This window comes from Acuticoccus sp. I52.16.1, assembly GCF_022865125.1.
Taxonomy (GTDB): domain Bacteria; phylum Pseudomonadota; class Alphaproteobacteria; order Rhizobiales; family Amorphaceae; genus Acuticoccus.
In genome coordinates, this window is sequence record NZ_CP094829.1 from 63,833 (window position 1) to 81,619 (window position 17,787).

General features: G+C 65.7%; 22 protein-coding genes and 1 pseudogene. 20 read left to right on the top strand and 3 right to left on the bottom strand.

The window, feature by feature from the left end; translation table 11 throughout:
- Positions 1-26: 26 nt before the first annotated feature.
- The 12 genes from MRB58_RS23320 (at position 27) to MRB58_RS23370 (ending at position 6,698) form a co-directional block, all read left to right on the top strand.
- Positions 27-371: a hypothetical protein gene (locus tag MRB58_RS23320; protein ID WP_244782095.1), complete on the top strand. Its 345-nt coding sequence runs from the start codon at positions 27-29 to the stop codon at positions 369-371.
- A gap of 600 nt (positions 372-971) precedes the next feature.
- Positions 972-1,910 carry a sialidase family protein gene (locus MRB58_RS23325; RefSeq protein WP_244782096.1) on the top strand — a complete coding sequence of 313 codons (939 nt, stop codon included), beginning with the start codon at positions 972-974 and terminating at the stop codon, positions 1,908-1,910.
- Positions 1,911-1,922: 12 nt separating this feature from the next.
- Entirely contained in the window at positions 1,923-2,408 is a 486-nt protein-coding gene (locus MRB58_RS23330; protein ID WP_244782097.1) for a DUF411 domain-containing protein, read from the top strand.
- 4 nt (positions 2,409-2,412) lie between these two features.
- Positions 2,413-2,544, top strand: a complete 132-nt coding sequence (locus tag MRB58_RS24870) for a hypothetical protein (RefSeq protein ID WP_256461750.1) — start codon at positions 2,413-2,415, stop codon at positions 2,542-2,544.
- Positions 2,541-3,035 carry a cytochrome c gene (locus MRB58_RS23335; RefSeq protein WP_244782098.1) on the top strand — a complete coding sequence of 165 codons (495 nt, stop codon included), beginning with the start codon at positions 2,541-2,543 and terminating at the stop codon, positions 3,033-3,035. The genes MRB58_RS24870 and MRB58_RS23335 overlap by 4 nt, the downstream gene beginning before the upstream one ends.
- Positions 3,032-3,607, top strand: a complete 576-nt coding sequence (locus tag MRB58_RS23340) for a DsbE family thiol:disulfide interchange protein (protein ID WP_244782099.1) — start codon at positions 3,032-3,034, stop codon at positions 3,605-3,607. The genes MRB58_RS23335 and MRB58_RS23340 overlap by 4 nt, the downstream gene beginning before the upstream one ends.
- Positions 3,604-4,125 (top strand): TlpA disulfide reductase family protein, encoded by a 522-nt coding sequence (locus tag MRB58_RS23345; RefSeq protein WP_244782100.1) that lies wholly within the window; start codon positions 3,604-3,606, stop codon positions 4,123-4,125. The genes MRB58_RS23340 and MRB58_RS23345 overlap by 4 nt, the downstream gene beginning before the upstream one ends.
- Positions 4,126-4,128: 3 nt before the next feature.
- Positions 4,129-4,404, top strand: a complete 276-nt coding sequence (locus MRB58_RS23350) for a hypothetical protein (RefSeq protein WP_244782101.1) — start codon at positions 4,129-4,131, stop codon at positions 4,402-4,404.
- Between the two features lie 24 nt (positions 4,405-4,428).
- On the top strand, positions 4,429-4,719 hold the full coding sequence (locus tag MRB58_RS23355; protein WP_244782102.1) for a hypothetical protein: 291 nt from the start codon (positions 4,429-4,431) through the stop codon (positions 4,717-4,719).
- A 59-nt stretch (positions 4,720-4,778) separates the two neighbouring features.
- A complete protein-coding gene (locus MRB58_RS23360) occupies positions 4,779-5,468 on the top strand; it encodes an SCO family protein (protein WP_244782103.1) in 690 nt (229 codons plus the stop codon).
- Positions 5,438-5,968 carry a hypothetical protein gene (locus tag MRB58_RS23365; RefSeq protein ID WP_371747311.1) on the top strand — a complete coding sequence of 177 codons (531 nt, stop codon included), beginning with the start codon at positions 5,438-5,440 and terminating at the stop codon, positions 5,966-5,968. Before MRB58_RS23360 ends, MRB58_RS23365 begins: the two co-directional genes overlap by 31 nt.
- The gene (locus MRB58_RS23370) at positions 5,961-6,698 is read left to right on the top strand and encodes a cytochrome c biogenesis CcdA family protein (RefSeq protein WP_244782104.1); all 738 of its coding nucleotides are present in this window, start codon (positions 5,961-5,963) and stop codon (positions 6,696-6,698) included. The genes MRB58_RS23365 and MRB58_RS23370 overlap by 8 nt, the downstream gene beginning before the upstream one ends.
- Positions 6,699-6,744: 46 nt before the next feature.
- Here MRB58_RS23370 and MRB58_RS23375 read toward each other — a convergent pair whose 3' ends face one another.
- Positions 6,745-7,491, bottom strand: coding sequence for a hypothetical protein (locus MRB58_RS23375; RefSeq protein ID WP_371747312.1), 747 nt, complete (start codon positions 7,489-7,491; stop codon positions 6,745-6,747).
- A 380-nt stretch (positions 7,492-7,871) separates the two neighbouring features.
- Between MRB58_RS23375 and MRB58_RS23380 the strand changes: the two genes are divergently transcribed.
- The 5 genes and pseudogenes from MRB58_RS23380 to MRB58_RS23400 all read left to right on the top strand — a co-directional run bounded on the left by MRB58_RS23380 (position 7,872) and on the right by MRB58_RS23400 (position 11,089).
- On the top strand, positions 7,872-8,447 hold the full coding sequence (locus MRB58_RS23380) for a hypothetical protein (protein WP_244782105.1): 576 nt from the start codon (positions 7,872-7,874) through the stop codon (positions 8,445-8,447).
- Complete coding sequence (locus MRB58_RS23385) at positions 8,447-8,755, top strand: hypothetical protein (RefSeq protein WP_244782106.1); 309 nt, start codon at positions 8,447-8,449, stop codon at positions 8,753-8,755. Before MRB58_RS23380 ends, MRB58_RS23385 begins: the two co-directional genes overlap by 1 nt.
- A 521-nt stretch (positions 8,756-9,276) precedes the next feature.
- Complete coding sequence (locus MRB58_RS23390; RefSeq protein WP_244782107.1) at positions 9,277-10,185, top strand: ArdC family protein; 909 nt, start codon at positions 9,277-9,279, stop codon at positions 10,183-10,185.
- Positions 10,186-10,461: 276 nt separating this feature from the next.
- Positions 10,462-10,776 (top strand): annotated as a pseudogene (locus MRB58_RS23395) (type II toxin-antitoxin system RelE/ParE family toxin).
- The gene (locus MRB58_RS23400) at positions 10,760-11,089 is read left to right on the top strand and encodes an addiction module antidote protein (RefSeq protein WP_244782108.1); all 330 of its coding nucleotides are present in this window, start codon (positions 10,760-10,762) and stop codon (positions 11,087-11,089) included. Before MRB58_RS23395 ends, MRB58_RS23400 begins: the two are co-directional and overlap by 17 nt.
- 308 nt (positions 11,090-11,397) lie before the next feature.
- On the opposite strand, the gene MRB58_RS23405 is transcribed toward MRB58_RS23400, so the two are convergent.
- On the bottom strand, positions 11,398-12,060 hold the full coding sequence (locus MRB58_RS23405; RefSeq protein WP_244782109.1) for a hypothetical protein: 663 nt from the start codon (positions 12,058-12,060) through the stop codon (positions 11,398-11,400).
- Positions 12,060-12,764: an AAA family ATPase gene (locus MRB58_RS23410; RefSeq protein ID WP_244782110.1), complete on the bottom strand. Its 705-nt coding sequence runs from the start codon at positions 12,762-12,764 to the stop codon at positions 12,060-12,062. The genes MRB58_RS23405 and MRB58_RS23410 overlap by 1 nt, the downstream gene beginning before the upstream one ends.
- 539 nt (positions 12,765-13,303) lie before the next feature.
- Here MRB58_RS23410 and MRB58_RS23415 point away from each other — a divergent pair.
- The 3 genes from MRB58_RS23415 (at position 13,304) to virD4 (ending at position 17,636) form a co-directional block, all read left to right on the top strand.
- A complete protein-coding gene (locus MRB58_RS23415; protein ID WP_244782111.1) occupies positions 13,304-13,780 on the top strand; it encodes a DNA mobilization endonuclease VirD1/MobC family subunit in 477 nt (158 codons plus the stop codon).
- A gap of 272 nt (positions 13,781-14,052) precedes the next feature.
- The gene (locus MRB58_RS23420) at positions 14,053-15,495 is read left to right on the top strand and encodes a relaxase/mobilization nuclease domain-containing protein (protein ID WP_244782112.1); all 1,443 of its coding nucleotides are present in this window, start codon (positions 14,053-14,055) and stop codon (positions 15,493-15,495) included.
- A gap of 11 nt (positions 15,496-15,506) precedes the next feature.
- Complete coding sequence (gene virD4 / locus MRB58_RS23425; protein WP_244782113.1) at positions 15,507-17,636, top strand: type IV secretion system ATPase VirD4; 2,130 nt, start codon at positions 15,507-15,509, stop codon at positions 17,634-17,636.
- Positions 17,637-17,787: the final 151 nt, after the last annotated feature.

Genomic DNA, 17,787 nt, shown 5'->3' on the forward strand with positions numbered 1-17,787 from the left:
ACGGCTCAAGCATTTACATAAGAGCCATGCAGAGCTTCGTCCGCATCCTCGTCGTCGCCTTGCTCGCCGTCTTTGCGGCGGGTTCGGTTGCGCATGTGGCGAGCACGACGACTATGGCCATCAAGATGGCCTTTGCCGACACCGGCGCCATCGATATGGCAGACTGCACTGGCTGCGACGCGGACGACGATGGTGACGATGGCGTGCTGGTCTGCAATCTGGTGTGTAGTGCCCCATTCGTTGCCGATTTGCGTACGGAATCGGCCGTCAACATGCTGGCCGTTGTTTCGATCGCCCAACCGACAGGGCTTTCCGACTTCGTCGGTCGAACCGGTCCTCCGGATCCTTACCCTCCCCGAACGCTCATCTGATTTGACGCCAGTCGGGCTCCGTCTCGGCTGAAGCGTCGTGCGGGATTACCGGTGCAGACTCACCGATGATCGCCTCGAGACCGCTTGCGCAGTCAATTCTGTGCAGTCCGGCGCTTTCGCAAATCAGCTGAGACGCAAACAGTGTTACCGACGCATCCACCGGCGCTGTCGCGCCGGACCACCGATGGGCTCTTCCTACGTCCTGCATTAGGACCGTTTCCGGGAGGATCGAACCTTCGGCGCGGCCTTCTGATCGTCTTCGGCCTGTATGTTGCGCTGCCAGCCGGCGCAGCACTCGCGGCCGGTGACGTTGAGCGCGGGTCGCAGGTATACCACTCCTGCGTCGCCTGCCACGCGCTAGAGCCTGGCCTTCATCTGACGGGTCTGAGCCTCGACCAAGTCTGGAACCGTACCGCCGGCCAGGCTGAAGGGTTTGGTCGCTACTCTGACCCCCTTCGCGACTCCGCCTTTCCATCCAGGCGATGTTGTCCTCGGCGCGGGCATGCAGCGCGATCGCTACTCTGTGATCTTTCCCAACGTGGCGGATCTTTAGCGCCTCGTCTTCGAAACCTGCAAGGTGCGTTGAAAATGAACTCATACATGAAAAAGAGTGCCGCCGGGCTTGCCACCGAGCTTTCGAGAAGGGGCTTCGTCATCGGCGCGGCTGTGGCGGGCGCCGGCCTCATCGTCCTGTCAGGCCTCCGTGCAAGTGCGGCGCCTGCGCCGATCCGTGCCCTTGTCTTCGATGGCGACGCTCTGATCGTCGCCGGCTCTAACCTCGGGCGCAGCGAGGATGGTGGCCAATCCTGGACGGCGTTGCTGGGTCCTGCGGCCATCCTTGCGCTCGCGACCCATCCCGAGCGGCCGGGGCGCCTTGTCGCCGGTCTCGCCTCCGGCGGCGTCGCTCTCTCCGAAGATGGCGGGCGCACATGGCAAGCCCGCTCCTCGGGGCTTCCGGAGGGCGCAATTGACGCCGTGACCGTCGCGGCCGGAAAACCCGACATGGTCTATGCCGCGGCGCGTGGCGACGGTCTCTGGAAGAGCGAGGATGCCGGCCAAAGCTGGAGCCTTGCCATGGATCGCCCTTGGCTCGCGGATGCCGAACGCGATCTTCTCGCGCTCGCCTCGGTCGACCTCGCCACCGGCATGGGCGGCATCTGGATCTATGCCGGCACCCCGGCCGGTCTGACGCGGGTCCCCGACTGCTTCTGCCGCTGGCAGGATGTGCAGCCTGGCAACGCCATGGACGCCTTGGTGTCCGGCGACGCGCCGCCTTCCGAGGCGCCGCTTCCGGCGGGCGAGCCGATCGTGGCGCTGGCCAGCGCCAACACGGCTCCCGAGACGCTCTATGCCGCCCTGCCATCGGGCGTCTGGACGTCCCGCGACGGTGGGGTGGTCTGGTCACGAGCGGCGGAGGGGTCCGCCTCCGCGGTCGTAATTCATCCGGCAGACGAGAAACACGTCGTCGCTGTACTCGACGACATCCTGAAACACAGCCGCGATGGCGGCACCAGCTGGGCTGCGCTCGCAGCCGCTTAAATGGAGCATCCCATGAAAAAAACTTTTGCAATCGCCTCGCTCGCGGGCCTTGCGCTCGCAGGAGCAGCCGCCTTCACGACCTTCTCGTCTGCCCAGAGCACGGATCAGCCGATCGCGGCTTCGGCGGAGCCTTCCAAAGAGATTACGATCTGGCGCGATCCTGGCTGCGGCTGCTGCGACGCCTACGCCGAATACCTGGAGGCGAACGGCTATCGCGTCACGCGCGTCGACGACCGGGACTTCGACCGGCGCTCGGTCGAGGCCGGTGTCCCTGCGCAGGGGCTTGGCTGCCATCTTGCGGAAATCGACGGCTACTACGTCAGCGGCCTCGTACCCGCGGAGATCATCGAGAGACTGGTGACCGAACGGCCGGACATTGACGGCATCACGCTGCCCGGAATGCCCGCGAACGCCCCAGGTATGGCGGCAGAGAAGACCGGGACCCTGAAGACCTACGCCTTCGGCGACGACGGGGTTGCCGTGTATTCCGATGAGTGAGTGTATGATGGGAATGATGGACGGCTCCATGATGGGTTTCATGATGGCCGGCGGCGGCCTTGTTCTGCTGCTTGTCCTCGCGGTTCTGGTACTCGGCCTCGTGGCGCTGGTGAAGTACGTTCGGGGGCCGCGATGAGACCGCGCCGAATCGTGTTCGCGGGCGCTGCACTTGCCGGGCTGGCTGGCGTGGCGGCGCTCGCGCAGCAACGGACCGGCGAAGCGGGAGAAGCACCGGCGGAAGGTCTGACCGTTCTCGGCGAGCCCATGACGGCGGAACAGATCGAGCTAGGACGGCACCTCTACGGGGCGAATTGCGCCTCCTGCCACGGCGCCGATCTCGAGGGCCAGGCCGACTGGAAGAGGCGTCTGCCTAATGGTCGGATGCCGGCGCCGCCGCACGACGAGACCGGGCACACTTGGCACCACTCAGACGAGGACCTGTTCACAGTCACAAAACGCGGCGTCGGCGCGATCGTGCCCGGCTACGAGAGCGACATGCCCGCCTTCGAGGGCATCCTGAGCGACACCGAGATCGCCGCCACGCTTGCCTACATCAAGAGCACATGGCCTGAGCATCAGCGCGAGTTCCAGGCGCGCATCACGGCGAAGGATGAGGGCGGGTCATGAGCGTGAGCGAAGAACGCACGCCATCGTGGCGCGGCAGGCTGGTTCTGCTTCTTCCTGCCGCAGTGTTCGGAGGCCTCGCCGTAGCGTTCTATTGGGGGCTCTGGAACAAGGATGACAGGCTGCCCTCGGCCCTGATTGGCAGGCCGATCCCCGAGTTCAACCTGCCGCCGATCGTGGGCCGTCAGATCGGCCTATCCTCCGCGGACCTGCAGGGCCAGGTGTCGATCGTGAATGTCTGGGCGTCCTGGTGCGTGCCGTGCCGGGTGGAGATGCCATTACTCGTCGAGCTTGCCGAGGATAGCTCGGTGCCGATCTACGGAATCAACTACAAGGACGACGCGGACGAAGCGCTGGCCTTCCTGGCCGAGCTTGGCGATCCCTACGCGCGGATCGGCGCGGACCGGTCGGGCCGTGTCGCCATCGACTGGGGCGTCTACGGACTCCCCGAAACCTTCGTCATCGATGCTGACGGGCGGATCGCCTACAAGCATGTCGGCCCCTTCGACCGGCGCTCGCTGGAGGAGGACATCCTTCCCGTCGTGCAACGGCTGCAGGCGGAGGCCGACACATGAGACGGCGCGATTTCCTGGTCGGAGCGCTCGCTCTGGCCGCCACTCCGGCTTTCGCCCGACCGGTCATGCCGCTCCATGACGCGCCGCGCGAGCTTCTCTCACCGCCCTTCATCGACGGCGATGGGCGCGAGCTGACGCTCGCCGACTTCCGCGGCCGCGTCGTCCTCCTGAATGTCTGGGCGACCTGGTGCGTGCCGTGCCGGGAGGAGATGCCGACGCTCGACAGGCTCCAGGCGCGGCTCGGCGGGGAGGAGTTCCACGTCCTTCCGCTCTCGATCGACCGCGGAGGGCTGGAGCCCGTGCGCCGTTTCTACGACGAGATCAACATTCGTCATCTCGGCATGTACCTCGCCAATGATCTGCGCGCGATGCAGGGGCTGGCGGTGGTCGGTCTTCCGACCACTCTCCTCATCGACCGCGAGGGGCGCGAAATCGCCCGCGTCGTCGGCCCGGCCGAGTGGGACAGCCCCGAGGCCGTGGCGCAATTCGAATCCATTATCGCAACGACGAGGACCTGACCAATGACCGAAACAGCTGACCTGACGCAGCCCGCGCGATCTACCGGACCGCAAATACCCTTCGGCCGGCGCGGCCTGCTGATCGCCGCTCTGGCGGTCATCGCGGCGGGGCTCGCCCTGAACTGGGGCTGGCTCACCGCTGTCGGCGCCGCTCCCTTGATCCTCAGCCTCGCGCCCTGCGCCGCCATGTGCGCTCTGGGACTTTGCATGCGAGGCGGCTCGAACTCTTGCGAAACCAAGAGCAATCCGGCCTTACAGCCGGATACCCAAAAGGACTGAAACAGAAACCGAAAGGAGATCACGATGAAGCTCACTTCAAAGCTCGGCATCTCGGCGGCCGCGCTGGCGGCGATCCTGACTACGGCTGCAATCGCGCAAGAAGCCGGTAGCCAGGCTCCCGGCCGGATGATGCAGGATCAGAACGCCATGCCCGGAAACATGATGGGCGGCGATCAGTCCGGCATGCAGGGCATGATGCCCATGATGCAGATGATGCAGCAAATGGGCCCGATGATGGAGCAGTGCACCGAGATGATGGCGGCCATGACGGAGCAGATGAAGTCCGCTCCGAATGGCCAGGACGACAAAGGCTAAAATGCGTCTTCGGCCTTCTGCCGGCGAGGAGGCCGGCAGAAGGCCCCACAAGGATCATCATGCGCTTTACGATACTCCCCGCCCTGCTGGTCGCGCTCTCCCTCGCCACGCCTGCAATGGCGCATCACCCCGGCGAAAACCTCGACGAGGTGATGGGCGACAAGGAGCAGTTCTTCCAGAAGATCGACGAGCCTGCGCCACCCTTCGAACTGGCGGACGCTGATGGAAATCCCGTTCGGCTTTCCGACTTCGCCGACAAGATCGTCGTGCTGAACTTCATCTTCGCCAGCTGCACCGATGTCTGCCCGCTGCATTCGGAGCTGATAGCGGACGTCCAGTCCAAGATCAACATCACGCCGATGAAGGACATGGTGCAATTCATCACCGTGACCACCGATCCTGCCGTCGACACGCCGGACGTGCTGCGAGGTTACGGCGAGGCGCACGGTCTTGATCTCGACAACTGGACGTTCCTCACCGCCCAGCCTGGCGACGCCGAGGGCGCGACGCGGGAGCTCGCCGAGACGTACAACGTCCGCTTCGATCCGCTCGACGGCGGGCAGCAGATGCACGGCGTCGTGACGTACGTGATCGATCGCCAAGGGCGGTTCGCCGCCAAGTTCCATGGGCTTCGCTTCGACCCGATGAACCTGGTTCTCTACATCAACGGGCTTACAAACGCTCCGGCCCGCTCCAACGGGGCCACGGAAGCCGGCTGGTGGAGCAGCATCAGGGACTTATTCCGGTGACCGGGCTGCGATCCGGAGCCGCATGCCCGGACGGAGCCGGCGCCTGGCTCGGGACGCTGCGGCGCTACATGATCTTCATCGCGGTTGCGAACCTCACCTGGGAGTTCGCGCACATGCCGCTCTATACCCTTTGGCGAACCGGCACGCCTTCCGAAATCGCCTTCGCCGCGCTCCACTGCACGGGAGGGGACGTTCTCATTGCGCTCAGCGCCGTGATGCTGGCGTTGTTTCTCGTTGGCAGTTCGGCCTGGCCCGCCGCGCACAACGGCCTAGTCGTCGGCCTGACAATCGTCTTCGGCCTCACCTACACGCTGTTCAGCGAGTGGCTCAACATCGTGGTGCGGGAATCCTGGGCATATAGCGACCTGATGCCGGTCATCCCGATCATCGATGCCGGGCTCAGCCCTGTTCTGCAATGGATCGTCATTCCGCTGGCCGGCTTCCGCTTCGCCAATGCACCTCAGGCGCGGCGTCAGACGCGGGCGACAGCCGATGCTTGAACTCTCGGGAGTTGGCCTGATTACGGCGTTCCTCGCCGGCGCGATCTCGTTCGTCTCCCCTTGCGTGCTGCCGCTGGTGCCCGGCTATGTGTCCTATGTGGCCGGGCAGTCCGCGGGCGCCATCGACGCGCAGCTCCATACCCGACGCCGGCAGGCCGTCGGCATGAGCCTTTTCTTCGTGCTGGGTTTCTCGACGGTCTTCATGATACTGGGAGCGAGCGCCACAGCGCTCGGCCAGGTGCTCCTGCGCTACCGCTACGAGCTGAACTTCGTGGGTGGCGGCATCGTCATCCTGTTCGGCCTGTTCATGATCGGCATGGCGCAGATCGCCGTCATGCAGCGCGACTTCCGGTTCCATCTTTCGATCCCGGGCGGGCGACCAGCCTCCGCCTATGTCCTGGGGCTCGCGTTCGGCTTCGGCTGGACGCCCTGCATCGGTCCGATCCTCGGCGCTATCCTGACCGCGAGTGCCACGTCCGCGACCGTCTCGGAGGGCGTGGCGCTGCTTGGCATCTACTCCTCAGGCCTCGGGGTGCCCTTCCTGCTCGCCGCCGCGTTCACCGACCGCCTGACCCGGCGTCTGCGCAGCATCGGCCGCGTCGGGCGGCGGCTGCACCAGGCCGCAGGCCTGGTCATGGTTGCCATGGGTATCGCCATGTTGACCGGAAGGCTAAGCGCACTCTCGTACTGGCTGCTCGACGCCTTCCCCGTGCTGGGGAAGATTGGATAGTCTGATCTGCACGATTTCGGTTCGCTGGTTGTGAAGCGGCTGGCGGTTAGACCTGAACAAGCAGCGCGGTCATATACATCACAGCCGCGCCCGATCCGGCCCCGGCAAGAGCGGCGCCAGACAGCCACGGGCGGCCCTCACGCTGCCCGTCGCGTACCAACAATCCGCCGACCTCGACGATGACCTGCAGGATGGCGCCGGCGCCCACCGCGAAGGCAAGCGCCGCCCAGTGGGGCGAAAAGGCATAGCTGCCGAGCCACACGCCGGCTACCGCAGGCAGCCCCGCCAGCGCGGCCAGAGCCGCGAACACCCAAAGACTCGGTCGGCGCCACACCATCGGCGCGACGATGCCGATACCTTCAGTCAGGTTATGCAGGGTGAAGCCAAGCACGAGGAATGAGCCGAGCGCCGCCGAGCCGGTTGCGAAGGCCGATCCGATCGCGAGCCCCTCGCCAAAATTGTGCAATCCAATACCGAGCGCGATCGCTGCGGCGAGCGCCACGCCCTCCAGCGAACCGCCGCGCCGTCCCACCGCCATGAGCGCTGCGAAGATCGTTGCTGCAACAAGCCAGACGAGGACGCCGCCGTGAAGCCCTGGCGCTGTCTCGCTCGAGAGCTCCAGCGCCTCCTGGAGCGTATCGACCAACAGGAACGCCAGCAGTCCGACGGTGAGCGCAAGCGCGAACTGGAACGCCCTGCCGCCGCCCGCTCGTAGTGCGGGGTAGAACAGCATGCCCAAGGCGACCGGGACGACCCCGACGAACACCCCGATCAAGCCCAGCTTTGCGATCATCCCGGTGCTCGTCGTCGGCGTCGCCGTCGAGCGCCGTTTGCACCTTCAACGCGGCCATGGTGTCGAGACGATCGAACCAATCCGCAAACGGACAGCTGCCGTCCTCGGCTTCGGACTGCAACACCTCCATCATGCATTAAGGTAACGTATAGGGTACCATTAGTCACGCTTGACAGACCGACGCGTCCCGCGATGCGCGCCACCCTTGCGAGGGCGTACCGGCTTCCCCGTTAGGCCCCTATCCAGCTACCCGTGTCGCCTTCTCACCCCGCCGAGCAGCGCCGCCCACATCGCATTTTCGTCAGATTTAAAATGTAGCCGATAGTTCAATTTTGCAGCAAATGCGAGGATGTGCTCGCGCTGCGACTACATGAGTCCGCATGATGAAACAATCCTCTCGCTGGCCCGTCATCGGATCCGCCGTGTTGGCGATCGGTGCAGCCACCCTCCCCGCCCCGACGGCCCAGGCCGCCAGCGCCTATGACATCGACTGCAAGCTCATCCTGTGTCTTGCGGGCGGCTTTCCGGCCGGGTGTGCCGACGCCTTTGAGCACATGATCGACCGCATCACGTCGGTCCCGCCGAAGTCGCCGATCGGGCTCTGTCTCATGAGCGACGGCACGCCGTACGACAACTACGACGTGGACTATGGCTGGCTTTCCGCGACCTCGCCCGAGGCGTTCTCCTGTCCCGAGGATAAGCAGCTCCATCACGAGGTGCGGAACGAGGATTACCGGACTGAAGTGCGCGCTTTCTGCTACACCTCCTCCATCAGTTACGGTGCGGGCGACGACGGGACGACCGTCTATTTCGGCAAGTCTGCGCCGGAGCGGCACACGTTGCGCACCCACATCGTCGTCGAGCCTGGGACCGACGCGGCCTATTCGCCGGGCTGGCAGCAGTGGAACACCGGCGTTCACTATGGCGGGGGCGTCGTCAACGTCATCACCTACTGATGAGGGCTGTCCTCGGCCGTCTCCTCGTCGCTGGAGGGACCATTCTGCTCGAGGCGGGCACGGCCTTCGGCCAGGCCTGCCTGCCGCCGGCCGAGCCCTACCCCTACGCCCCGCCGAGGAACGACCCGGAGCTGCGCGCCTTCATCAATGACGAGTACGCTGCGTACATGGAGGGCATCGAGGACTACATGCAGTGCCTGGACGATGAGGCGCGGCGCGCGCAGGACGAGGCCCGCGTGATCTTCGATCGTTGGATCAGCTATTTCGGTGATGAAGCGATCATTCGCGATCGCCGTCCGGCGCAGTGATCGGCGCCGCCCTCCGCTGATCGAGGGCTTCACTCAGACGAGCCGAATTGCGATGAGCCGTCCGGGCCAATCCCGCACGCGGGACCGGGCTCTACTCGGCCCGTAAACGGGCCTCCCCGAGCCTGAGCGGGGCGTTCTCCCTGCAGCCCAGATGCGCCGTGCGGCGTCTCTCCGAGCCGCCGCCCGACGCGGGCTGCATGGTCGCCCTCCCCCCTCAGTCTCGGCCCATTCGGGTCACGATCCCTTTGGCGCAGGGGGAACCGCCGGTTCCCCCACGCAAGCTCGCGCGCAGCTGGCGGGGGGTGTCCCCAACCACGATCACGGCCTGACGGCCGCGCTGCGTGGCCGGGTGATCCCCCTCCCCCCGCCCCCTTCGGGACGCTGCGCGCGAGCTTGCGTGGCACCCCCTCCTGCCCTCGCCGGGAGGCAGGGTTTCAGGAGAGGGCCGCTTCGCGGGCCTCTTCAGAAACCCCGCCCAATGATCGGTACCAGGACCGGACGGGCTGCGACGGAGGCCACACATGGCGAAGGCGAAGTTCGACGTTTACGAGCATGTCACCAGCGAAATCATCGCGCAGATCGAGGCCGGGACACCGCCCTGGCGCAAGCCGTGGACGGGCGGCCCTGGCGGTGCGTGCCTTCCCCGCCGCTTCAATGGTGACGAGTATCGCGGGATCAACGTCCTGATGTTGTGGGCGACGGCGGCGATGGCGGGCTTCTCGTCGGCGCGCTGGATGACCTACCGGCAGGCGGGCGAGCTCGGCGGGCAGGTTCGCAAGGGCGAGAAATCCGCGTGTGTGGTGAAGTACGGGACCATCGAGCGCGAGGGCGACAACGGCGAGGAAAAGCGCATCCCCTATTGCCGCGCCTACCGCGTCTTCAACGCCGACCAGATCGACGGGTTGCCCGAGGACTTCTACATCCGCCCCGACCCGGCGCGCGACCTTGGCACCGCGGCCGACCCCGAGCTTGACGCCTTCTTTGCGCGCACCGGCGCGACCATCGAGACGAGCGCCGACCCCCGCGCCTACTATGACGTGCAGGCCGACCGCATCCACATGCCGCCCGTCGCCACCTTCGACGACGCGCAGGGATTTTACGGCACCCTTGCGCACGAACTCACCCACTGGACCGGCGCGAGCGTCCGTCTTGATCGCTTCTCGCGGTTTTCCGACCGCAAGGCGTATGCCTTCGAGGAACTCGTGGCCGAGATCGGGGCGTGCATGCTGGGCGTTCAGATCGGCGTCACGCCGGCATTCGATCAGTCTGGCGCTTACGTCGAGGGATGGCTCAAGGCGTTGAAGGAGGACAAGCGCGCTATCTTCCGCGCCGCGTCCGAAGCGCAGAAGGCCGCCGACTTCATCTTGCAGCGTGCCCGCCGCGAGGAGGCCGCGAAGGCCGAAGAAATCGACGAGGCGCTTGCCGCCTGATCCGACCGCCGCAGCAGGCAGATCGAGCCGCCGCGCCACATGGTGCGGCGGCTTTTTCGTGCGCGCCCGGCCGATGGACGAGCGCCCAGCGCGGCGAGGACGACCAAGACGAGGCGGATAGCCCGAAATTGTGCGAGCCGGCGGAGAGCTGCGCCCTTCCCCGGCCCGCACCGGCGCTTCGCGCCGAAGGCCGCGTTGCGGCCCGATGTCGATTTTATTGTCTCCTGTAGGAGACAGAGCGTTTGCAATCCGTCTCCCATAGGAGACATTGTTGGGATGAGGATCGTTCCGCTTCCCGAGTTCGACAAATGGCTGCGGCGGCTCCGAGACATGCGTGCCCGTGCTGTCATTGCACGTCGGATCGGGCGGATGAAGGCCGGCAACTTCGGTGACGTCAAGCCGGTTGGCGGCGGTGTCAGTGAGCTTCGCATCGACTTCGGGCCAGGATACCGCGTGTGTTTTACCTAGCAAGGCCGAACGATCGTGGTTCTTTTGTTGGGTGGCGACAAGGACAGTCAGCAAGCCGATATCGCGAAAGCGAAAACTCTTGCATCGACGATTGGAGATGTGGGCGATGACGAACAAGATTGATGTGAGCACGCTGCCGGAGTTCGACGAGGCCGACTATCTCGACAGCCCCGAGGCGCGTGCGGCTTACCTGTCGGATGCCATGCAGGACGGTGATCCCGCGGAGTTTCGGCGGGCCCTCAGCCACGTGGCGCGGTCCCTCGGCATGGGGGAGATCGCCGCCGAGGCGAATGTCGGGCGGACAAGCCTCTACAAGTCGCTCGGCGAGCAAGGCGACCCGAAGTTCTCGACGGTGTTGCGCGTGATGGCGGCCATGGGCCTGGGGCTTTCGGCCCGGCCGCTCGATCCTGCCGAGATGGACCAGCGGCAGACTTGACCGGGCGGCGATCGCGCCCCCTGCCCTTCTGAGGTGATCCGGCTCGGCGCGCGCTTGCCCGCAAAGAAATAGGCCGGAGCGAAAGCTCCGGCCATCACCTTCACGGTCATCGCCGTCCCCGGCTGTACCGTGGCATCAGCCTATCAGGCCGACGCTGAGGTTCAAGTCGGCGGGCCGCGGACCTCTCTCCTCAATCATCTTCTAAAAATATCCTCGGGGGAGCGCGCAACGCGCGCCGGGGGCAGACAGCCCCCGCAGCCGTGGCCCGGCTTTGCCGGGCCGCGGCTCCTGCGGCGGATCCGATCCGTTCAGCCGGCCGCCAAGGAATGGCTGAGCGCTTGGCGGCAGATGGCGGCAGCGAGCTTGCCCGGCGGGAACAGCGCCATCGGATCGAGGATGGCCCGCGCCTTCTCGTAGACCTCAGGGCTGATGGCCCGGCTTATCTGGATACTCCCCTCCCCTCTCGGGTACTCGGGCAGCGCATTGCCGATGGCGCCGGCTTGGATCGCGGCGCTGTAGGCGGTCAGCGCCGGCGCCAACAGGAGCTGCAGGGCGGATTTATCGCCATAGACCGCGGCGGCCTGGTCGAACGTCGCGCTGTGACCCTGTGCCGGTATGGCGAGCCGTGCTTTGAGCAGGATCGTCTCGCCTTTGGGGGTAGCGGGTGCCGGTTCCGGGGCTGGCGCCGCGTCAGCTGGCGCAGGCGATTTGCTGGGGGCTGGTCGAGCTGGCGTCGGGCCGGCTGGTGCCGCGACTTTTGGCTTCGGCTTGGGGTCGGGCGCCGGTTTCGTGACTGGGGCGGCGGACGTCTGTGCGGGTGTCGGCGCCTCAGTGGCGGGAGGTTGCGCTTCGGCTTCTCTGGTCTGTGCTGAAGAGCCTTCGGTATCGCCGAAGAACCCACCTTTCGGGGAGCACTTGCGCCGGAATTCGTCGAAGGGCGGGGTACCCTTGCCGGGTCGGACAATGCCCATTAGTGATCCTCCTCGAGGGCAGCAAGCAATTCATCGGTAAAAGAGCGCATCTCGATCAGAGCCACTTCGGTGTGGCTAGCGGCGATGCGTTTGGACGGCGTTTCAGTCAGACGCTTGTGGTAGAGATGAAGAAGGCCAATCCCCTTGATCTCTGAGTAGATACGGCGCGCTGGGATCTTTGCATCGAAGGTCGGCATTTCCTTCAAGACGTCAAGGCTGCTCTCCTCCCCCTTGGAAAGCCGTCCCGTGGGAACGCGGTTGAGCGAGAGGCCGACGGGTCGATCGATCTTCATCGCCTTCATGAACTCGACGACGTAGCGCAGCGTCTCCAACGCTTCGTCGATCTCGATCACGGATAGCCCGGTCGGAATGACGATGAGGGAGGCGTTCATCAGGATCGCCTGGTTGAGATCGGATCCACCACCACGGGTGTCGATGAGGCCGATCTGGCATCCGTCTTTCTCGGCCGCTTCGTAGCTCTTCTCGAACTCGTCGAGATCGAGCGCGCGGTAGACCGTGCACTTGGTCTCGTCCCACGTGCCGATCTCGTTTCCATAGTCCCGCCAGGTGGCGAGGGGCTCGTTATCGTCCGCTTCGAAGCAGGCAACCTTCATCCCGCGCTCGGCCAGGATGGAGGCGACGGCCATCAACGTTGTGGATTTGCCGCTCCCGCCTTTGAAGGATGTGAACGCGATGAGTTTCATGCCGACTGCCTCGTCTTCCTGACGCTGTGGTGCTGCATCGCTGCGGAGATGCGTTCGCGTAGCGATGCCTTGATGTTGCGCGGTGCATCGCCGTAGGGGCATTGCTGTGTCGCGGTATCACGCCAATCCTGCAGGGGAGTTAATGTGCAGACATGCGGAGCTGTGGCGATGTGAGGAGAGATTGGTGTGTTTCTGCGTTGATGCGGAGACGCATTGCAGCGTAGATGTGAGAGGCCAATACGGCAATGCCGTAAACATGCGGATCGGTGAATATGCTATGCAGCGTTGCTGCTCTGTCGCTCTGGGGTGTTGCAGCGTTGATGCGCCGATGCAAAGGGGTAGTTCTGCAATGGCGCATGAGTTGTCGGACTTCACGGCCCTGATGGCTCAAGCGTGGTGCGATGGATAGGCCGGCCTTCACCCCGGGCGCGGTTGCGGCTTAAAAGACAATGGGTTGAGGTGAGGTACGAGGCAGGATATATGCGAAAGTAGAACTTTCGCGATTAAAGCCCACCTCACCCCGGCCCAATCCCCCCTTCATGACCGATCACTCCGAAGGCCAGACCTCTTGGCCGAACCGCCGCCTGTCAGGTGGCGCCTGGAAGAGCGATGCCCCGAGCACTACGCGCGAGCGTGCCGAGAAGACGATCTCAGTGAAGATGACGGAGGCCGAGCTCGTCGCATTCGACGCGGCGATCGCCCAAGTCGGCCTCAAACGGAACCGCGCGTTGCGTATCGCGGCGCGTCGCATCGGCGGCTTCTTGGAGGCCGATGCCGAGACGCTCGCCGTCCTCAAGGACCTCCAGGCCCAGATTGCCGGCATCGCACGGAACGTGAACCAGATCGCGAAGGCCGCTAATCGAACGCTCGAGCCGGACTATCGCGCCTTCATGGAAGAGCGCCGCGATCTCGGGAAGGCTCTGTCGCGGCTCGATTCAGAGTTGCGAACCATCACTGAGACCGCGACGCGGCGGACGGACGGCGAAGCGCGGCTGCGCCGGGCGTCGTCCTCGTGAGTCATCAAGTTCTGGAGCTCCTGGCTAAGGGAAGAGTGGCGCCGGCCTATGTGTCGGCCGTCGACGCCGTCATGGGCGAGGATTGGGGCGAGATCGATCTCGGACGCGGCGGGCGCGCGGCCATGCGGCAGTCCATCGTCGCGGCGCATCAGGAGGATATCGCTCCTGGCGGGGCGCCGATGCCGCCTTGCGTTCCAGGGCACAGCGCTCAGGCCGTCGTAAAGATGGTTCGCACCGGCGGAGCGCGGAACGTCGCCGGGCTGAAGGCGCAGATGAACTACCTGGCGCGTCAGGGTGGAGTCGAGTTGCAGCGCTCCGAGCGCTTCATGGGCATCGAGATCGACGAGGAGGAGGTCGCGAACATGGTCCGTGCCTGGGCCATGCCGACCGACGGCGAGGCGCGCGCGGACCGTACTTCACACTTCATCGTCAGCTTCCCGCAAGGAACCGACGAGGCCGCGGCCGAAAGAGCCGGCCGCGCGTGGGCCGAGGAGATGTTCGGCTCCGGGGCCTATGGCGGCGACAGCTTCGACTACTACACGGCCTTTCACACCGACCGGGACCACCCGCATATCCACGTCGTCGTGCACCGGCGTGGCCTCGACAACGGGACGTGGCTGAAGGTCTCCAAGCGCAGCACCTTCAATTACCAGGCGATGCGCGACCTCGCGGTGAAGGTCGGACAGGCCGAGGGGATCGACCTCGAGGCGACGCCGCGGTTTGCCCGAGGTGTTCACGACCGGACCGTTCCCGACGCCGAGTTCCGCCGCGCCGCAAGGGATGGCCGCACGCCGGTGGCGCCCGCTCATTCGGAGGTTTCGGCGATCCGAGCCGCGGCCGCGATCATCCACTACGCCCGGCGGTTCGCGGCCGAGGCGACGATGCTGGAGCGTGACTCGCCGGCGATGGCGGAGGCCCTGCGTCGTGTCTCTGCCACGATCGAACATGGAATGGCCTTATCCGAGCGGCAGGACCAGCACACGAGGATTAGCCGAGAGGAGATCGCCACGATGAGCCAGAAGCTCGACCAGGCGCGCATCGAGACGCAATCACGGTTCGACCGGATGGATGAGGGGATCGCCGATCTGCCGGGCGGTGTGGAGCGCGTGCGGCTGATGCGGCAGGTGGCGAGCCTCAAGGCCGAGGCGGCGCCCTACATGCAGGATGCCCAGTATCGTGACTTCCAGCGGCCTGCCGCGCCCGGGCGCTATCAGAGCCTCGCCGGCAGCGACGCGCAAAGTGCGGCGCTCAAGGGAGCAGCCGATGTCGAGGTGCGCCGGATCGCCGAGAGATACGGCCTCAACGGCGAGGCGACGGTGGAGCGCTATTCGGGCGGGCCACCGTCCAAGGCCCTCGCGGACCAGTATGGCGCGGCCGAGGCGCGTGAGCGCGAGCTGTCGCGAAGCCTGCGCGGCGACCGCGAGGAGACCCGCGAGCAGCGCGATCGCGCCTTGCAGCGCATGCACACGGAGATCGCTGCCGTCTATCAGACGGCCCGCGAGGAAGCCCGGAGCGGGCCGACCGTCGACGCTGGACCTGGGATCCGCACCACGTCACCGCCCGCGCGCGGCGCGGCGGTGGAGGCTGACAAGGCCCGCACCGACAGGGACACCGAGGCGCAGCGAGCCGAGACCGATCGGCAGGAGCGCGACGCACAGGAGCGAAGGAACGCCGCCCGCAGAGCGCGCGAGCGAGATGGAGGACGCGGGCTGTAGGGGCGGACGTCGTGGGGAAGACCGCACGCGACGTTCTCGTCCTCGCCCTGATCGGGCTCGGCGTCGGGCTCTTGCTGGGGGTGCTCGCTGCCGGTGGCTACACGACCTGGCGCACCGGCGGTGACATTGCCGATGTCGGCTTCGGAACGTTCTTCGAGCACGCCCCGTGGACCGTCGGCCGGTTCGGCGAGCCCTTCCGGACGGGTCTCATCATCCTCGCCGGCGTCGCGGCCTTCTTCGTCGTGGCGGTCCCAGCCATCGGCCACAAGCCCAAGCGCACGAGCCACGGCTCGGCCGAGTGGGCGAAGCCTCAGCAGCTGCGCAAGGCCGGGCTCACCGCCAGGCTCGAGGACTTGCGCGGGCCGATCTACGGCAAGCTGGCGCGCCCTCGATCCGCGGGCGAGTTCTTCACCTCGCACGATATTCCGCACAGCCTGATCGCGGCGCCGACCGGATCGGGCAAGGGTGTCGGCGTCGTGATCCCGACCCTCCTCACCTACAAGGGCTCGGTGTTCTGCCTCGACGTGAAGGGCGAGAATTTCGAGCTGACCGCGCGCCGGCGCCTCGCCATGGGCGACCAGGTTTTCAAGTTCAGCCCCTACGATCCGCACGGGCGGACGCATCGCTACAATCCGCTCGCCTACGTCGCCGATGTTCACCCGCGCCGCCGCTTCACCGAGTCACGCCGCCTGGCAGCCTCGCTGATCGTCGCGCGCGGCAACGGACAGGGTTTTCTCGAAGGCGCCCGGGAGATCTTTGCCGCGACGGCACTGCTCGCCATCGAGCGCGGCACACCTCGGATCGGAGCGATCTATGATGCGCTGGCCGAGCCCGGAGAGGCGTTCGAGGTCTTTCAACGCCTCGCGCGCGAGGTCGAGGCCGAGGAGGCGAAGAAGATCTTCAACCGCATGGCGGGCATGGAGTCGCGCATCCTGTCCTCCTACCTCTCCGTCCTCGCGGACGGCGGCCTTGGCCTTTGGGCCGACCCGGCCGTGCGGGACGCCACGGACGAGTCGGACTTCAACATCGACGACCTGCGCCGCGACCCGACGTCGATCTTCGTCATCGTCTCGCCGAATGACATCGTGCCGCTGGCACCGCTGGTCCGGCTGATGTTCCAGCAGACCATCGCCCTTCTGCAGCGTGCCGAGCCCGGCCCGGACGAGCCCTATCCGGTGCTGTTCCTTCTCGACGAGTTTGCATCGCTCGGCCGCATGGAGGTCCTGCAGCAAGCCGTCACGACGCTGCGCGGCTACGGCGGGCGCATCATGATCGTGGTGCAGACCCTCGCCAGCATCCGCGACAATGCCCTCTACGGCCGAGAGGGTGCCGCGGTCTTCCTGGCGAACTGCCGCTTGCAGCTCTTCATGTCGCCCGCCGACAACGACACACCGGAGTACGTGTCGAGCGCCATCGGCGATTTCACGCGCGTTGCGAAATCGAAGTCGTGGCGGTCGAACGAGTTCATGTCTTCGTTTTCGGAGCGTGAGGAGGGCACGCGCCTGATCCGCGCCGCCGAGTTGCGCCAGCTGGGCACCGACAAGGTGGTTGCCCTGGTGCAGAACATGAAGCCGGTCATCGCGCAGCGTGTGACCTACTACGAGGACAAGGAGCTTCTGCCCTTGTTCGAGGGGCAGACGGGCCGCTTGCCGGAACCGCCCTCGCTCTACCCGGAAGACACCAACCCGTTCCTCGCAAAACGTCTGACTGCCGATGCGGAGCAGGAGGGTGAGATGCCGACGATCGATGCAGCCGAAACGAACGGGGAAAAGCCGATCGAGAGTGAGATCAAAGTGCCGGACGAGGCCGGGTCGGCCGATAGCGTTCGGACCGAAACCGAAGACTCGGCATCGGCATCCAACGCCGTGGAGCAAGTCGAGGAGGGGGAAGCGGAGGCTCTTGAAGTGCTGAACGAGATTCAGCAGCGACAAGCCCTGATCCTCGCTAGAATCCCGGAAGCGAGAGGGCGTTGGCGTCATGGCGAACTTGACGTCGCAGGACGTGAGCCCGACGTCCGCCCCCACCCCCATCTCGAGATCGAAGACGCGGACCTGCCCCGACAACGCCGTTTGCGGGCTGCGGGAAGCGACGACATCCGAGCGGCCCAGGCGAGAATTCGCGCGCAATCCGGTCAGGGTTGAATAATGGTTTGTCGCTTGCGCGTTCTTAATCAGACTGCAGGCCTGACCCAGAGCCGCCGTTCACTCGCCGCTGAACCGACCAGAAAGCGGACATCGGTCGTCAGCTGTCCGACTTCGCTCAAAACTCGCCGGGGGATCGAGGTTTCGAGAG

What these genes read in the sequence shown, in the direction of transcription:
- MRB58_RS23320 (WP_244782095.1), top strand. Translation starts at nt 27, where the DNA reads ATGCAGAGCTTCGTCCGCATCCTCGTCGTCGCCTTGCTCGCCGTCTTT.
- MRB58_RS23325 (WP_244782096.1), top strand. Translation starts at nt 972, where the DNA reads ATGAAAAAGAGTGCCGCCGGGCTTGCCACCGAGCTTTCGAGAAGGGGC.
- MRB58_RS23330 (WP_244782097.1), top strand. Translation starts at nt 1,923, where the DNA reads ATGAAAAAAACTTTTGCAATCGCCTCGCTCGCGGGCCTTGCGCTCGCA.
- MRB58_RS24870 (WP_256461750.1), top strand. Translation starts at nt 2,413, where the DNA reads ATGATGGGAATGATGGACGGCTCCATGATGGGTTTCATGATGGCCGGC.
- MRB58_RS23335 (WP_244782098.1), top strand. Translation starts at nt 2,541, where the DNA reads ATGAGACCGCGCCGAATCGTGTTCGCGGGCGCTGCACTTGCCGGGCTG.
- MRB58_RS23340 (WP_244782099.1), top strand. Translation starts at nt 3,032, where the DNA reads ATGAGCGTGAGCGAAGAACGCACGCCATCGTGGCGCGGCAGGCTGGTT.
- MRB58_RS23345 (WP_244782100.1), top strand. Translation starts at nt 3,604, where the DNA reads ATGAGACGGCGCGATTTCCTGGTCGGAGCGCTCGCTCTGGCCGCCACT.
- MRB58_RS23350 (WP_244782101.1), top strand. Translation starts at nt 4,129, where the DNA reads ATGACCGAAACAGCTGACCTGACGCAGCCCGCGCGATCTACCGGACCG.
- MRB58_RS23355 (WP_244782102.1), top strand. Translation starts at nt 4,429, where the DNA reads ATGAAGCTCACTTCAAAGCTCGGCATCTCGGCGGCCGCGCTGGCGGCG.
- MRB58_RS23360 (WP_244782103.1), top strand. Translation starts at nt 4,779, where the DNA reads ATGCGCTTTACGATACTCCCCGCCCTGCTGGTCGCGCTCTCCCTCGCC.
- MRB58_RS23370 (WP_244782104.1), top strand. Translation starts at nt 5,961, where the DNA reads ATGCTTGAACTCTCGGGAGTTGGCCTGATTACGGCGTTCCTCGCCGGC.
- MRB58_RS23375 (WP_371747312.1), bottom strand. Translation starts at nt 7,491, where the DNA reads ATGATCGCAAAGCTGGGCTTGATCGGGGTGTTCGTCGGGGTCGTCCCG.
- MRB58_RS23380 (WP_244782105.1), top strand. Translation starts at nt 7,872, where the DNA reads ATGATGAAACAATCCTCTCGCTGGCCCGTCATCGGATCCGCCGTGTTG.
- MRB58_RS23385 (WP_244782106.1), top strand. Translation starts at nt 8,447, where the DNA reads ATGAGGGCTGTCCTCGGCCGTCTCCTCGTCGCTGGAGGGACCATTCTG.
- MRB58_RS23390 (WP_244782107.1), top strand. Translation starts at nt 9,277, where the DNA reads ATGGCGAAGGCGAAGTTCGACGTTTACGAGCATGTCACCAGCGAAATC.
- MRB58_RS23400 (WP_244782108.1), top strand. Translation starts at nt 10,760, where the DNA reads ATGACGAACAAGATTGATGTGAGCACGCTGCCGGAGTTCGACGAGGCC.
- MRB58_RS23405 (WP_244782109.1), bottom strand. Translation starts at nt 12,060, where the DNA reads ATGGGCATTGTCCGACCCGGCAAGGGTACCCCGCCCTTCGACGAATTC.
- MRB58_RS23410 (WP_244782110.1), bottom strand. Translation starts at nt 12,764, where the DNA reads ATGAAACTCATCGCGTTCACATCCTTCAAAGGCGGGAGCGGCAAATCC.
- MRB58_RS23415 (WP_244782111.1), top strand. Translation starts at nt 13,304, where the DNA reads ATGACCGATCACTCCGAAGGCCAGACCTCTTGGCCGAACCGCCGCCTG.
- MRB58_RS23420 (WP_244782112.1), top strand. Translation starts at nt 14,053, where the DNA reads ATGAACTACCTGGCGCGTCAGGGTGGAGTCGAGTTGCAGCGCTCCGAG.